Raw genomic sequence first — 16427 nt, 5'->3', positions numbered from 1 at the left:
TCGTACAGTTGAAGTTCGACGGTCAGTTCAATGGTGACGGCAGTGCGAACACCGACCCATATGACATCTATTTGGACAATATCTATTTCTATAAAACAGCCGGTGGAGGCGGAGGCGGTTGCCCAGCACCTCCAAGTGGCGAGTTAATGTCAAACGGCGGTTTTGAAGCAAATTCTGGAGATGGAGCATGCTGGCAATTTAACAACGGTGGTGGAACGGTAACAGTTATCGATACCGATGCCAATACTGGTACCTATTCGGCTAGGTTGACATCAGGTCCAGCTCAGGTACCAAACTTGAAGCAAGAACGGTTTGCCATGAGTATATCTGGTAACCAAGGTGTTGAAGTAACATTTAGATATAAAATAACTACCGCCTTTGTGGATGGTGCAATACTTCAGGTATTGGCATTCTCAGAATTTACTACTAACCCTGCAGTTGCACATGATTTGGGTAACGCTACCGACGTAAGTACGGTTGGTGTTTGGCAGACATATACAGGTACGTTTACAACCGATGCTAGTATTGAAGAAGGTATATCCCTTCTTATTCAAGCCACTTGTGGTGGAGCGGGTACTTGTGCAGGTGAGGTGATTATAGATGATGTTGTTGTAACAGAAATCTAAGACGGATTACATTGTTCTTGAATAATTAGGATAATGATGAATTAGAAAATTGGTTGTTGAAAAGGCTGGAAAACCGATTTCCAGCCTGCTCAACCACAAATTGGAAATTACAAACACCTATAACCCTTTAACAAATATATTTTGCAATCCAAACAGCAAACGGCTAAAATGAACAAGTCCTATACGGTGCTCATAAGTTTAATTGTGGCGCTTGGTGGTTTTTTGCTGGGTTTTGACAGTGCTGTAATATCAGGAGCGGTCAAAGGCATTACGGCGTATTTCAATATGACCGATGCTATGCTTGGTTTTTCTGTAGGCTGTGTCATTTTTGGTGCAATGGCAGGAAACCTCTTAGCAGGGCCTATGGCAGATAAGTTTGGAAGAAAGAATGTATTGATTGTGGTGGCTGCTCTTTTTGCTATTTCAGCATCTTGGTCAGCCTTGGCTACCAGTTATGTGGAATTTATAATTGCCCGTATCATTGGTGGTATTGGTATTGGAGGAGCTATTTTAATTGCTCCTATTTACATTGCTGAGATAGCACCCCCAAAACTAAGAGGGAGTCTAGTTTCATTTAACCAGTTAAACATAGTTATCGGTATTTCGGTGGCATACTTTTCAAATTACTTTTTGGTGAATTATGGTGATGAAAGTTGGAGATGGATGTTGGGCGTGGAAGCAATTCCAGCCATAGTTTATTTTGCCTCACTATTTACGGTACCACGAAGTCCAAGATGGTTGATTCTAAAATTGAACAAAGTAAAACTTGCACGAAAAATTCTTCAAAAAATAGGTGGGGAAGAATATGCCGAGTTGACCGTGGCAGAAATTCAAAGAGGACTCGAAAAGAAGGAGAAAAAAGGAAAATTATCCGATTTATTCAAAAGTAAATATGCCACTATAATGATTATAGCACTGGGCATTGCATTCTTTCAGCAAATAACAGGAATCAATGCGATTTTTTATTATGCGCCTACAATTTTTGAACAAGCGGGAGGTAGTACAGACTCCTCATTTTTACAGGCCATTGTAGTGGGTCTTACCAATTTGGTGTTTACATTGGTTGCCATTTGGTTAATAGACAGATTAGGACGTAAGCCTTTATTGCTTTTAGGCACTAGTTTTATGACCATAGCTTTGCTAATGGCAGCTTTGGCTTTCAACAATGCTACCTATAACTTCAATGGGGATGCTCTTAAACGAGTTGGCGACCCACAAATATACAAGGCTTTGCAGCCCATGGAAGGTGAATCCTTTGAAAGTCAATCTAGACTATTTGAAGCAGTAAACGAAAGACTTGCTGAGGAACAGTTTTTGAATTTCAAAAGAAATGAAATAACCAATTTCATCAATATAAATGCAAGCCTGGTTTTAATGGCAATTCTGCTTTATGTAGCGGCATTTGCAATTTCATTGGGACCAGTAATGTGGACTCTGATTTCAGAAATATTTCCAAGTAAAATAAAAGGAATAGCAATATCTGTAGTGGGCTTTTTCAATTCCCTTGTAAGTTTTTCCGTTACGCAGGTTTTTCCCTGGGAACTGTCAAATTTAGGTCCCACCTTGACTTTTGCACTCTATGCATTGTTATCGTTGCTTGCTTTCTTTTTTGTTTCCAGATATGTAATTGAAACTAAAGGGAAAACACTTGAAGAAGTTGAACAGTCTTTGATAAGGACTTAAAATTTGAACTACAACCAAAAATGACTGAAGAATTTATAATGCAGGATATTCAAATAAACAAGAATAAGAATATGGAATATGTGGAGATAGGAGATGAGCACTACTTCAAAATTTCCAACAGCGATACATTGCGTCCGTTTTTTATGAGCATTGTAAGTGATTCTGATCATTGGATGTTTATTTCCAGTAACGGAGGACTAACAGCAGGCAGAAAAAATGCTGATTACTCCCTTTTTCCTTATTACACTGATGATAAGATTACAGAATCTACGGAGATTACCGGTAGTAAAACCATATTTAGAGTTCAAAAAGGAGATGACGTTAAGTTGTGGGAGCCATTTTCTGATAGGATGGAGGGCATGTATAGGGTGACCAGAAATCTATTCAAGAATGTTTACGGCAACAAGATAATATTTGAAGAAATCAATCATGATCTAGAACTCACTTTTAAATACCAATGGTCTTCCAGCGATACCTATGGATTTGTTAGACAATGCTTTTTAAAAAATAATGGATATGGCAATGTGGTAATGTCCATGTTGGATGGTGTTCAAAATGTTTTGCCTTATGGAGTAGGGAGCGACCTTCAGAACAGACAGAGTAATCTGGTAGATGCCTATAAAAGAAGCGAACTAATCAAAGACTCTGGTCTTGGAATTTATGCTTTGAGTGCTATAATTGTGGACAAAGCGGAACCAAGCGAGGCCCTTAAGGCTAACATTGTATGGTCGCATGGGTTACAAAACCCAGAACACTTGGTATCATCACTTCAATTATCCAATTTCAGAAAAGGGAGTGAAGTTCTGCCCGAATATGATATAAAGGCTGAAAAGGGAGCATATTTCACCCAAGTTGTATTGGCCTTGGAACCAAAGGAAGAAAAAGAATGGATGCTGGTGGCCAATGTCAATAAAAACCACTCTGCCATAGCAAAAATCTCAGAAGAAATTCAAAATGACAAGAAACTACATGAGAAAGTAAAATTAGATATAGAAAAAGGAACCCAGCATCTGATTGAATTGGGGGCAGCGTCAGACGGGTTACAAATGTCACAAGATAAGCTTCGTGATACCAGACATTTTTCCAATACCCTCTTCAATATTATGCGGGGAGGAATCTTCGACAACAATTACAAAATTGAAAAATGGGACTTTTCCAATTACATCGCTAAAGCCAATAATGAGGTTTTCCGAGCGGAACAAGAAAAGATTCAAGAACTTCCAGATAGTTTTTCACTTTCCACCTTAAAAGATGTTGTGAATAAAAGTGGGGATATGAACTTTAAGAGGCTTTGTTTGGAATATATGCCACTTATGTTCAGCAGAAGGCATGGGGACCCCAGTAGACCGTGGAACCGATTTTCTATAAACACAAGAAATGAGAATGACGGTTCCAAGATTTTGGACTATGAAGGAAACTGGAGGGATATTTTTCAAAACTGGGAAGCTTTGGCTCATTCATATCCAGAGTTCATTGATAATATGATTCTTAAGTTTCTGAACACTAGCACTTTTGATGGATATAATCCTTATAGAGTTACCAAAGATGGCTTTGATTGGGAAATTATTGAACCTGATGACCCTTGGTCCTATATTGGTTATTGGGGAGATCACCAGATTATCTATTTATTGAAGTTTTTGGAGTTTCTTCAAAATCATGAACTAGGTAAACTTGAAAGTTATTTTGGACAAGATTTGTTTGTCTATGCCAATGTTCCCTATATCATAAAAAGTTATGATGCTATTCTAACAAATCCTAAGGATACCATTGAGTTCAATCATGAATTGGACACCGTAATCCGAAATAGGAGGGATGAACTTGGCGCTGACGGAGCGCTTCTGTTAGATAGAAATCAAAACATTTATAAGGTCAATTTTATAGAGAAGATTTTGGCGACCGTATTGGCAAAATTGTCAAATTTAATTCCAGAGGGAGGTATTTGGATGAATACCCAACGCCCAGAATGGAATGATGCCAATAACGCCTTGGTGGGCAACGGCGTCTCTATGGTTACACTATGCTACTTAAGACGATTCTTGAATTTTTTCCAGGAAGTATTGGAAGAAGCTACAACGAAAAGTGTTGAAGTTTCTATTGAGTTGGTTACATTTTTTGAAGAAATATTCAATACGTTCAGCGAGCATCAGTCATTGTTGTCAAATACAATTGATGACAAAAGTCGTAAACAAATCATGGATGGTTTGGGCCGATCAGGAAGCGATTATCGATCAAACATTTATGAAAATTCGTTTTCCGGCGCAAAAAAATCTATTTCGATCAGTGAGTTGAAACAATTGGTGGATATAAGCCTTCAGTATCTGGAACACTCTATCAAAGCCAACAAAAGGGATGATGGATTGTACCATGCATACAATTTAATGACACTAGAAAGCAAAGAAGAGGTTTCCATTTCCTATTTGAGCGAAATGCTAGAGGGGCAAGTCGCAGTGCTAAGTTCAGGGCATTTATCATCCAAAGAAGCACTTAATGTTTTGGATGGGTTAAAGAACAGCAGTCTTTTTAGAGCAGACCAATACAGTTATTTGCTTTACCCCAATAAATCATTGCCATTGTTTGTTGAAAAGAACAGCATTCCAGAAGAAGTCGTGTTTAAAAACAAGTTGCTTCAAAAACTGGTTAATGATCAGAACTCGCTAATTGTCGAAAAGGACATTAACGGAAACTATCATTTTAATGGAAATTTCAAAAATGCCAGTGATCTTAAAGAGGCATTAAATGGACTTGCCCATACCAAATATGCAGAGCAAGCCAATACAGATGGCGATGCCGTACTACAAATTTTTGAGGAAGTCTTTGATCATAAATCCTTCACTGGTAGATCAGGGACCTTTTATGGTTATGAAGGGTTGGGGTCAATTTATTGGCATATGGTGTCCAAATTATTGCTCGCCGTTGAAGAATGCTGCATAAAAGCAGTTGCTGAGAATGAAGATAACGAGGTTATTGGACGACTTCTAGAGCACTTCTATGAGATTAATGAAGGTATTGGTGTACACAAACCGCCTTCGCTATATGGAGCATTTCCTACAGATCCTTACTCACATACACCTGCAGGCAAAGGAGCCCAACAACCAGGTATGACAGGTCAGGTAAAGGAAGATATTCTAACCCGATTTGGAGAACTTGGAATTTCTGTTATAAAGGGAAAATTATGTTTTGGGCCATGCCTATTGCGAAGGGATGAGTTTTTAACTGAATCCCGAATTTTTGACTATGTGGATGTTGAATCCAATCGGCTACAACTTCAATTGGATAAGGATTCGCTTTGCTTTACCTATTGCCAAATACCGATAATTTATAAGCTATCGGACAAAGAAAGCTTAGAAGTAATCCATAACAACACCAATACCTTTTTTGAAGCATTGGAGTTGGATGAGATTACCAGTAAGAAAATTTTTGAGAGAACAGGGGAAATAAATCTGATCAGGGTCAATGTTAGCACTAAAAAACTAAGATGAAGTTAAAAGAAGAATACTATGAAATTAGTAGTAAGATTTACAATGGTTGCAGTGGTTTTCATTCTTTGCAGCTCGTGTAAACAAGAAAAGAAAAAACAAAAAGAGAACCAATCCCAAATACAACAAGAAGTGACAGCTAAGGACATTTTAGGTAATCCGGATTATTTGGCCATTTCCTATGGAGGTTATAGAGAGGTTACCCGTGAAATTCAGCCAACAATAGATGAACTCAAGGAAGATATGAAGATTCTATCGGCTATGGGCATCAAAATAGTTAGAACCTACAATGTACAGTTAAAACAGGCTTCCAATTTGCTCAAAGCAATTCGTGAACTCAAAAAGGAAGACCCCAATTTTGAAATGTACGTGATGTTGGGAGCATGGATTGATTGCAAAAATGCATGGACCGGAATGGAACCAGACCACAATTTTGAAAGTGAAAAAAATGAAGCAGAAATTGAAAGAGCCGCTGCTTTGGCTAACCAGTATCCGGAAATTGTAAAGATTCTGGCTGTTGGAAATGAAGCCATGGTAAGATGGGCAACGAGCTACTATGTACAACCATGGGTCATCCTTAAATGGGTGAATCACCTGCAAGATCTCAAGAGAAATGGAAAATTACCTAAAGACCTTTGGATTACCAGCTCTGATGACTTTTCCTCATGGGGAGGCGGGGACTCCAGTTACCATACAGAGGATTTAGAGAAATTGGTAAAGGCAGTGGACTATATCTCCATGCATACCTACGCTTATCACAATTCGCATTACAATCCTGAGTTTTGGGGAGTTCCTGATGATGAGGAAGAACTCTCCGGTCTTTCTAAGATAGAAGCAGCCATGTTCAGGGCAAAGGCATTTGCCATGTCGCAGTACGATTCGGTATCTAACTACATGAAAAGCCTAGGGGTCAATAAACCTATTCATATTGGAGAAACGGGCTGGGCTACAGTTTCTAATGGGCATTATGGACCAAAGGGTTCTAAGGCTACAGATGAGTACAAAGAAGCTTTATACCATGAACATATACGTGACTGGACAAATAAAGCCGGAATATCCTGTTTCTATTTTGAAGCTTTCAACGAAAAATGGAAAGATGCTCAAAATAAGAGTGGGTCTGAAAACCATTTTGGATTATTTACGTTGGACGGGCAGGCAAAATATGCTTTATGGGATTTGGTGGATCAGGGAATTTTCAAGGGTTTAACCCGAAACGGAAACCCGATAACCAAAACCTACAATGGAGATAAAGAAGCATTGATGAAAGATGTTTTGGTTCCACCGTTGAAGAGGGAGCAAGCCGTTCCACATTAGGATAACAATTGCAATGAAAAGGAAATAGTAAGATGTTCAATAAATATAATTTCATATTGGTATTGACTGTAATCATGGGTTCTTGTAATCAAAACAGACTAAACGTTGAAGTCTATGAAACTTCAGCTGGAGGAAACAAATTGACCCCTATTATGGAATTTGATGACTTTAAAACCTCCATACATATTAGATTACTTCCAGAAGAAAAATTTCAGACAATTACTGGATTTGGAGGGTCATTTACCGAAGCTTCGGCCTATTTATTGAGCAAATTGGGGAAGGAAAATCGTAAAAAGGTTATCGATGCCTACTTTGGTAATGATGGTGCACGATATTCGTTGACGAGGACACACATGAATTCCTGTGATTTTTCACTTGGCAATTATTCTTATGCTCCCGTTGAAGGAGATATAGAGCTCGAACATTTTTCTATTGAAGAAGATAAAGATGATATTATTCCATTTATTAAAGAGGCCATGGCAACTTCCCAAGAAGGATTCAAAATCTTGGCTTCACCGTGGACTGCTCCTCCTTGGATGAAGGATAACAAAGATTGGAGAGGGGGAAAGTTACTACCCGAGTATTATGATTCATGGGCCTTGTTCTTTTCAAAATATGTTGATGCCTACAAAGCTGAAGGGATAGATATTTGGGGTTTTACGGTTGAAAATGAACCGTTGGGCAATGACAACAACTGGGAAAGTATGCATTTTTCACCAAAAGAAATGACCCAGTTCGTTCAAAATCATTTAGGCCCTAAACTTGAAACAAGTGGCAAGGGTGACATCAAGATTTTGGGCTACGATCAAAACCGAGAGCACTTGAAAGATTGGGTTGATGAAATGTTCAAAGATGAGGCTACCTCAAAATATTTTGATGGAACAGCTATTCATTGGTATGCCAGTACTTATGAAGTTTTTCCTGATGAATTGCAATACGCCCATCAAAAAACACCAAATAAACACTTGATCCAATCAGAAGCCTGCGTTGATGCCCAAGTGCCCAAATGGAAAGATGATCAATGGTATTGGTCTAAAGAAGCCACGGATTGGGGATGGGATTGGGCTCCGGAGAATCAAAAGCATTTGCACCCCAAGTATGTACCAGTCTACCGATACGCTAGGGATATTATCGGCTGTTTAAACAATTGGGTAGATGGTTGGATTGATTGGAACATGGTATTGGATACACAGGGAGGGCCCAATTGGTTCAAAAATTGGTGCGTTGCCCCAGTTATTGTAGACCCAGATAAAGATGAAGTGTACGTTACTCCAATTTATTACACTCTGGCACATTTTAGTAAGTATGTTAGGCCAGGCGCGGTTAGGATTGGTTTTGAAAATACAGATGATTCCTTACAAGTAACCGCTGCCAGAAACCCTGATGGGTCTATTGTAGCTATTGTGTTGAACCAAGAGAATGAAACAAAATATATGACCCTTGCCATAGGTGAGCAATCAATGGGGATAACAATTGGTCCTCAGGCCATTCAAACCATTGTGGTACCTGGAAAGGAACAAAACAAACAAATACCAACTAACTAAAACAAGTATTATGTCAAATGTAAAAACCGCCCAAAAAGATAGAGTGCCCGTTGGGCAAAAAGCGGCCTTTGGTGCAGGTCATTTCATACTGAATATATTGCCGGGCACACTAGGTGTTTTTATTCAATTCTTTTTGTTGACCGCTTGGGGAGTTGATCCTTTATGGGCAGGTCTTTTGGGAGGTTTACCAAGAATATTTGACTCAATAACGGATCCCATAATGGGATTCATTTCCGATAATACAAAATCACGATGGGGGAGAAGAAGGCCTTATATTTTTGTGGGAGCCATCATAAGTGGAATACTTTTCTTTTTAATGTGGCAAATTGATGACAATGCATCCCAATCATACATCATTTGGCATGTTATGATTCTTCAACTGCTATTCCTTATTGGGAATACCATGTTTGCAACGCCCTTGGTAGGTCTCGGTTACGAAATGACTTCTGACTATAACGAACGAACACGTTTGATGGCATTTTCCAACACCATGGGTCAAATTGCTTGGATGATCGTCCCTTGGTTATATGTAATCATCCCAGATTCAAATACCTTCAATACGCAGACAGAAGGTGTCAGGACCATGGCGCTTATTGTTGGTGCAATGTGCATCGTTTTTGGAATTCTACCCGCAATGTTTTGTAAAGGTATTGATGCATCAAATATGGCGAATCGTAAAGAAATTAATTTTAGAACACTTGCGGCCAATATGAAGGAATTGTTGGCCGGTATTGTACAAGTTTCTAAAAACAAGCCTTTCATGAAATTATGTGGAGCTACATTTTTAGTCTTTAACGGGTTCCAGCTTGTTGCTGCTTTCGGTGTTTTCATAATTGTGTTTTATATGTATAATGGTAGTTACGAAATGGCCGGTACATGGCCGGCATGGTTCAATACCATTAATGCCATGATTACAGCATTTCTGGTAATTCCCATTATTTCTAGAATGGCCAATAAATGGGGAAAAAGAAAGGCTTTTCTAATTTCTACCTTCCTATCAGTTGTTGGGTATATATTAAAATGGTGGGGATTTGATAAGGAATTAAATAGTCAGTTTAGCCAAACCGGTTTGGGAAAAGGACTTAATTCTGCTGTGGGTTCACTTTTTGAATCTTTAAATCCTGTATTGGAAAATATAGGAATGTCTTGGTTCAGTATTGATCCAAATAGTGAAGTGCCATGGTTAATATTTTTACCAATACCTTTATTTGCCTTCGGAATGGGCGGATTGTTCACCCTTATGATGAGCATGACAGCTGATGTCTGTGATTTGGATGAGCTTGAAAACGGTATGCCAAGAAAAGAGGGTACTTTTGGAGCTATCTATTGGTTGATGGTTAAAATAGGCCAGTCCATTGCACTTGTTCTTGGAGGGTTGATATTAAGTATCGTAGGGTTTGATCCAAATGTTACGGAACAATCCGTGGAAACTATGAATAACCTTAGAATCGCTGATATAATAGTTCCATCACTTACAGCAGCATTAGCTATGTGGGTTATGTGGAAGTATAGCCTTAGTGAAAAAAGAGCAAAAGAAATTAAAGCTGAACTTGTAAAACGCAGAGGAGAGCTTTAATCCAATATTTTTTAGTACAAACAAACAATAGCATATTTCAATGTCTTCAGGAAGAAAAGAGAAATTTTTAGCATTGGCTGCCCTTGATTATAGTGGTAAGTCCGTAGGTGAACTAAAGAAATTATGCAGACAGGTTCTTGAGGATGGTATGCATGGATTGTGCTTTAGCCCTTATGTGGAAGGGCAAAAACCAGGTGACCAAATTAGCGAAGAGCAGATTAGGCAAAGAATGGAGATAATTAAACCCTACACCAAATGGGTGCGTTCGTTTTCTTGCACAGATGGAAACGAAATTATTCCTAGAATAGCCAAGGAATATGGAATTAAGACCATGGTAGGTGCATGGTTGGGAGATGATTCGGAAATAAACGAACGGGAAATAGCTGGACTGATTAAGTTAGCCAATGAAGGTTATGTAGATATTGCCGCAGTTGGTAATGAGGTAATGTACCGTGGAGACCTAACAGAGGATGAACTGTTGGACTTTATATATCTGGTCAAAGATGCTATTCCAAACACTACTGTGGGATACGTAGACGCTTATTATGAATTTGGTGAACGTCCGAGAATAACAGAAGCTTGCGATGTGGTTTTGGCCAATTGTTATCCTTTTTGGGAGGGATGTGATTTGGATTACTCTTTACTTTATATGAAAGATATGTATCAAAAAGCACTTAGGGCAGGCAATGGAAAGAAAGTCATTATTACAGAAACGGGATGGCCAAGTAAGGGAACTAATCTAGAAGGAGCATTTCCATCATATGAAAATGCGTTAAAGTATTTTATGAATACCCAAAAATGGTCTAAAGAAGAAGATATAGATATTTTCTATTTTTCTTCATTTGATGAATCGTGGAAAGTAGGTGATGAGGGAGATGTAGGAGCCTATTGGGGGCTTTGGGATAAAAATGAGGAAATCAAATTCTGACAGGGAGTATTCCAAAAAGTAAAAAAAGATTTTTAGGAATATTCAAAAACAACTAGATAACGTGCAAAAAGAATCCTTTGCGTTTTCATATCAACAAAATACAAGGAAGTGGAATCTCTTTTTCCAATAACTTAAAAATTCTTTTATCCAACAACTGTCGTTTCATACCTCATTTAAAGTAACTTTGTAAAGAAAGACCAATAAACCAAAACTTTATTTTTTCTTACCTGAGAAATGGGCGAATTTTTTAAAGCCGAATTAAAGGATCGTTTTTTACAATATGCATTGGAGCGCAAGGATTATTTTGAGATTCAAGTGCTGTATGATGAATTTCTGCGACCAAATTACAGTTTACATTTTGTGGAGAAATTAATTCGGGAGATTCGGGAATATGATTCTACCCTTTTAGATGTCATGGGGGGCAATGGTGCCGAAATTTTTATGTTGGCGTCTACACCTAAAACCTATCCTTTTATAGAACAGGGAGGGTTTAAGGACATGCATGTTAAGGAAGAAGAAAAATGGGATGTTTTTTTGAATCAACTTTCTGGGAACCGTAAGTTGTCAAAAGACGAAAAAGTACTTCTGAAAAAGAACTCAACTTCACACCAAAAGGAGAAAACACTGCTTGTCTTTCTTGTCTCTGCTATTGCAATAAGCTTTTTATTTACTCTTTTTAGCATTTTAAAGAATGCATTTTTAGAGCCTGAATATGTCCCTTTGGACGAGTTCGAACGAAAACTGGAACAAGTACGCTTGCAACATCTTCAGGAAAATGAGCGATTAAGTAAAGAACTGAAAGAGGCAAAAGTCATTATTGATTCTTTAAGAAGTGGAATCCAGCAATAATTAATCTTTATTTAACTAAATATTTTCAAATATTTTAATTAGGGCAAAAAAAGTATCAAAAATGGTATAATTATAACTTGAGATTAAGTTTAGGAGTATTTACTTTTGATAGAGATTAGTCTTAATAAGTTTAGTTTCAGTTTGAGTTAGTATAAAAAGGTTAGCTGTTTCAGCTAACCTTTTTGTTTATCCAGAACATTTTATTTGAAGTCCCCGAGAAATAACCTATTAATTGAGATTTTTTTGTCCGATGGAATTTTTTATGAACTGCACTTCCTCCTTGGAAAAAGGAGTTCCATCTTCCCTTAAAATATCATGGAACCATATTTCAGGTTCGTTGGGAAAAGGATGTTCCCAACTGTGCCAAGGATAAATGGTGTTGCTCTTGCCATTGACCAGTCCCCAATTGTAAGCGGCCACTTTATGTTCTTTAAAAATAGGGAGTATTGTTTCAAAAGTTGAACCAGCGGTACGCGCCATATATTCTGTGCACATTAACGGACGGCCCGAAGCTGATAGCAGCTCTACCATTTTTTCTGTGGTTTCAGGACCATAGTATGAATGGAAATTAATCACATCAGAATTCTCATAACAGAACTTATCAATGATATCTATTTTATCAAGATTCAAACTTCCTGCCCTCCATACATCTGAACATATGGGTTGACTCGGATTGATTTCCCGCGCCCATGCAAATGCCATTTTTAGCAGTTTTAATGAAAACTGTTCTTTGTTTTCGAGCTCAATGTCCCCATAACTAGCCTGGTTTGGATTTGCAGGTTCATTGTACAAATCCCAAATGAGTACCCTAGAATCTTGTGCATATCGTTCCATCGTTTGCTGTATATAGGCCTTCAAACTGGTTTCATGTGATTCTAAATCCTTCAATATAGCAGTACCCGGACTTTGAACCCAACCAGAGTTGTGTACACCTTTGGTAGGTTCAGGTTGTTTACCAGATACAGGATTGGGGTGCCAAACATCATCAAAAAAGATAAGCATGACCCTTATGTTATGCTTCTTACATATCTCTAAAAATTGGTCTACTCTTTCATAAAAACCTGCTTTGTCCTCTTTCCATGGCAGATAATGTAGAAATACACGAAGTGTATTAAAGCCCAAATCTTCGGCCCAACCCAATTCTTTGTCTATAAGTTCAGGTGAAAACGTGTCTTCTTGCCACATTTCGAGCTGATTGATGGCATTGGAGGGTACAAAATTACAGCCAACTAGCCAATCAAGCTCATTATACCACTTATTTGCACGCTCTACAGTCCATTGACCTTTCGGCAGTGAATTTTTTAGTGATTTTTTTTTCTGTTTTTCGTTACAGGAGAAAATCAAAAAAGAGATTATTATAACCCAGAAGTATCTGTACATATATTTAAGTTTGTTTTATTGACTTACTTTAACCCAATCGATGATCATATTGACGGGAAGTTGTTCAAGATCGACATCGCCAACCCATGAACCTCCAAGTTGTTGATCTATTAAAATATAAAAAGGTTGATCAAAAGGCCATTGAGATGAATCTACCCCATCAACTTTTGGGTAGGTAAATGTAGGTTTACCGTTTAAAGTGTAGACAAGTTTGTCAGGATACCATTCCAATCCAAAGGTGTTGAATTGATCAGTATTTATAGCCGTTGTGCCATAATATTGAGGATTATCCTTTTGTTTTAATTCTAAAGTATAATAAGAGTGAGTAGTTTGATAGATAATATTATCAAAGTTAAGGTGCTCCATAATATCAATTTCACCATTTCTGGGATAAGCACCATATCTGTTTTCTTCGGAAAGCATCCAAATGGCCGGCCAAGCTCCTTTTGCGGATTCAATTTTGGCCCGTATTTCAATTTTACCATATTGAAACGCAAATTTCCCTTTGGTGTAAATTCCTCCTGTAAGATAGGGCCTGGAATCTACCAATGTATCCGTGTTTTTAATCCCAATTAAATGGAGCTTTCCATCCTGCCAATCAAAACAGCGTTCGTCTTTATCAGTCATTTGGTTGTTCCAGTCCGCTTTTCCTTGGGGAATCTTTGTCCATTTGCTGGGGTCGAGCACAGAGGTGTTAAAATGGTCTTCCCATACTATTTTCCATGTCTTGTTGTAGTGCTCGGAAATGTCCTTGTTTGAGCTTGTTCGTTTATTGGGGCCGCAAGCAAGGTTTAATAGAAAAAGAGAAAACAGCACAATAAGAAACCCTCTTCTTGTTGGTAGCTCTGGTTTAATCTTTAAAATCGATAGAAATAGTTTCATGGTTAATGGTTTCTTCCAGTTTTTTCAAGAATAGGATTTCAGCATAAAACTGCCAGTCAAAAGATAGCGATTGGTTGGCCAAATGCACATGATGATCTTGATCTAGGATATAATTGTCAGGCTTGTTCAGGATTCTGGTCTTACCATAAACAGATTCAAATTCACTTCTAAGTTTTGAGAATTGTTCGTTCAGTTTTGTCAACTCTCCAAGTGCTTGTTTTCTTTCAATGTTATTGGAGGCAAGATCAAAATGATTTAATTGCAGAATGGCCTTATTGCTGAAGCTCACCAATTTATTTACTTGTTCGTAGACCTCTAGATTGTATGTATTCCGTTTGGCCAAGTTTTTCATTTGAGCAATTTTTGCTGCTATAGTATCTGATTTGGCAACCGTTTCTTTAGCAATTTTAACTCTATCTGCATATTTTTTAGACCATTTTCCTGGATTTTTTGAATCAGGTAATTCAATGACTGACTTTTCCTTTGCATTTGGATTACCCATCAAATAATTTCTGCTGTTTCCTTCCAATAAAAGATTTTTCCATTGTGCAACAGGGGCTTCCAACCCATCAATAAATGCATATTGGTCGTCAGACAATGAACTTGAATATTCCCTATGGCGATAAGCGGATTTCACTTCTTCTTTGCTTAGTTTATCTCCAGCCCAAGTATATTCGGCAAACGCCAATATACCTCGCATATAAAGTTCAAAATGAGGAGAATCGTCATCCCAAAGCGTTAATAAAAGCCCATTTAGGCCACTCTCAATGGATGATAAAGCAAAAGATTTGATATTATCGATATTACTTTCTCTTTGCGGCATTAGTACCCATCTAGTTTGCCCAGCAGTGGCACCCATTACTTCAAAACCATGACTTCTAAACCAATTCATGGCCTTACTGTTGCCATACGTTTCTGGAGAATGATAATTCCATCTCATGTAAATACAATTTTTGGGAAACTGATCTAAAAAATCGACCAATTTGTGTTCATTCTCTTCCCAAATTTTGTCTACCTCTTGTTTGCTGATTTCTGTATTGAACATAGGATCATAAACATCTGCCTGCTTCAAGGGCATGTCATCCCAAAATATAGGGATTCGGTCATGCTCTTCTGCAAATTTGCATACTTTGCTAAGCCATTGTAATTGGAGTTCAAGAGCAGATTGCCCACTACCACGACCAGTTGTGTGTACTTCATCTCCTCCAATATGCAGGTACTTTCCATTAGGTGTGGCCTCGATGGCTTCCTCGTAAAGGTCAAACTGTAATTTATAGGTTTCGGGATCTAAAGGATTGTAAGCCCAATCACTTCCCGGATCATCACGAAGATGCTTGTATTCTTCATGTTTGAGCACGAATGAAGAATGGCCCAAACCTTGCATGAGAGGACTGATCTCTATGTTTCGTTCTTTCGCATAATTAGAAAGTTTTTTCCATTCCTCCTTACTCAGAGCGTCAGAGGAGGCAATTTTTGGGTGGCGCTCAAACTGGATTTTATCCTCTACTTCAGCAATAATTGCGTTGACTTTATAGCTGGCCAGTTTGTCTATGAGTTTATAATAATAATCAGTTTTTTCTAAATGATGTTTTATATCTAAATGAACAGAACGGTATGAAAGCAAAGGAAAATCTTCAATTTTACATCTTGGAAGATAAACATCTTGTTCTTGAGCATCAATTGACAGTTGTTCCAGAGTTTTGAAGGCATAAAACAATCCAGCTTGATCTTTGCCAATAAGAGTTATCTGATTGTTTTGAATTTCTAAAAGGTAACCTTCAGCTGGCAGATCCAAATTTTCATCAATCTTGTAGATTATTTGCGCCTCAGATTCGGAATCTGTTTTTTGAAGATGTTTTAAAATGGCACCTAAGGGTGGGAAATCTTGTTCTTTGGCAGAGAAACCAAATTTTAGCTGAGATAATTTTAAATTACTTATCCCAGAGATTTCAAAAGTTTGCGGTGAGGGGAGGAGTTGATAATCTCCCATAATTTTTTCCTCTGAGGCACATGAGTTTAAAATAACAACCAAAAGAAGGGATAATGTTGTTTTTAGTGTTTTCATATAATTTGGTTTTTGTAATCGCATAGCATTTTTGACAAGATATAAAAAAGCAAGATATTTATGTGTACGATAACACATATTGTTTTGCCGCACACATTTTTTAC

At 37.9% G+C, this 16427-nt stretch carries 11 protein-coding genes; 8 read left to right on the top strand and 3 right to left on the bottom strand.

Annotation, left to right across the window (positions count from 1 at the left end; genetic code table 11):
• The 8 genes from CRO15_RS19820 to CRO15_RS17900 form a co-directional block, all read left to right on the top strand.
• The coding region (locus tag CRO15_RS19820) for a carbohydrate binding domain-containing protein (protein WP_165770001.1) at positions 1-626 on the top strand (626 nt) is incomplete at its 5' end.
• A gap of 168 nt (positions 627-794) precedes the next feature.
• A complete protein-coding gene (locus tag CRO15_RS17930; protein ID WP_165770000.1) occupies positions 795-2309 on the top strand; it encodes a sugar porter family MFS transporter in 1515 nt (504 codons plus the stop codon).
• 20 nt (positions 2310-2329) lie between these two features.
• A complete protein-coding gene (locus CRO15_RS17925) occupies positions 2330-5788 on the top strand; it encodes a hypothetical protein (protein ID WP_097047235.1) in 3459 nt (1152 codons plus the stop codon).
• An 18-nt stretch (positions 5789-5806) separates the two neighbouring features.
• Complete coding sequence (locus tag CRO15_RS17920) at positions 5807-7099, top strand: glycosyl hydrolase family 17 protein (RefSeq protein WP_097047234.1); 1293 nt, start codon at positions 5807-5809, stop codon at positions 7097-7099.
• A gap of 74 nt (positions 7100-7173) precedes the next feature.
• On the top strand, positions 7174-8643 hold the full coding sequence (locus CRO15_RS17915; protein WP_243397021.1) for a glycoside hydrolase family 30 protein: 1470 nt from the start codon (positions 7174-7176) through the stop codon (positions 8641-8643).
• A 10-nt stretch (positions 8644-8653) separates the two neighbouring features.
• The gene (locus tag CRO15_RS17910; RefSeq protein ID WP_097047327.1) at positions 8654-10219 is read left to right on the top strand and encodes an MFS transporter; all 1566 of its coding nucleotides are present in this window, start codon (positions 8654-8656) and stop codon (positions 10217-10219) included.
• Positions 10220-10259: 40 nt separating this feature from the next.
• Positions 10260-11147 carry a glycoside hydrolase family 17 protein gene (locus CRO15_RS17905; RefSeq protein WP_097047232.1) on the top strand — a complete coding sequence of 296 codons (888 nt, stop codon included), beginning with the start codon at positions 10260-10262 and terminating at the stop codon, positions 11145-11147.
• A gap of 234 nt (positions 11148-11381) precedes the next feature.
• Positions 11382-11996, top strand: a complete 615-nt coding sequence (locus CRO15_RS17900; RefSeq protein WP_097047231.1) for a hypothetical protein — start codon at positions 11382-11384, stop codon at positions 11994-11996.
• A gap of 228 nt (positions 11997-12224) precedes the next feature.
• On the opposite strand, the gene CRO15_RS17895 is transcribed toward CRO15_RS17900, so the two are convergent.
• Genes CRO15_RS17895 through CRO15_RS17885 form a run of 3 tightly spaced genes read right to left on the bottom strand, consistent with a single transcriptional unit; the run spans position 12225 to position 16323 of the window.
• A complete protein-coding gene (locus CRO15_RS17895; protein WP_097047230.1) occupies positions 12225-13376 on the bottom strand; it encodes a cellulase family glycosylhydrolase in 1152 nt (383 codons plus the stop codon).
• A gap of 15 nt (positions 13377-13391) precedes the next feature.
• Positions 13392-14258 (bottom strand): glycoside hydrolase family 16 protein, encoded by an 867-nt coding sequence (locus CRO15_RS17890; protein ID WP_097047229.1) that lies wholly within the window; start codon positions 14256-14258, stop codon positions 13392-13394.
• A complete protein-coding gene (locus tag CRO15_RS17885) occupies positions 14227-16323 on the bottom strand; it encodes a glycoside hydrolase family 20 zincin-like fold domain-containing protein (RefSeq protein WP_097047326.1) in 2097 nt (698 codons plus the stop codon). Before CRO15_RS17885 ends, CRO15_RS17890 begins: the two co-directional genes overlap by 32 nt.
• Between the last annotated feature and the right edge of the window lie 104 nt (positions 16324-16427).

Source organism: Flagellimonas pacifica, from assembly GCF_900215465.1.
In the GTDB taxonomy this organism is placed as follows: Bacteria; Bacteroidota; Bacteroidia; order Flavobacteriales; family Flavobacteriaceae; genus Flagellimonas; species Flagellimonas pacifica.
The sequence above is the reverse complement of the archived record's forward strand: the minus strand, read 5'-3'. Positions and strand labels throughout refer to the sequence as shown.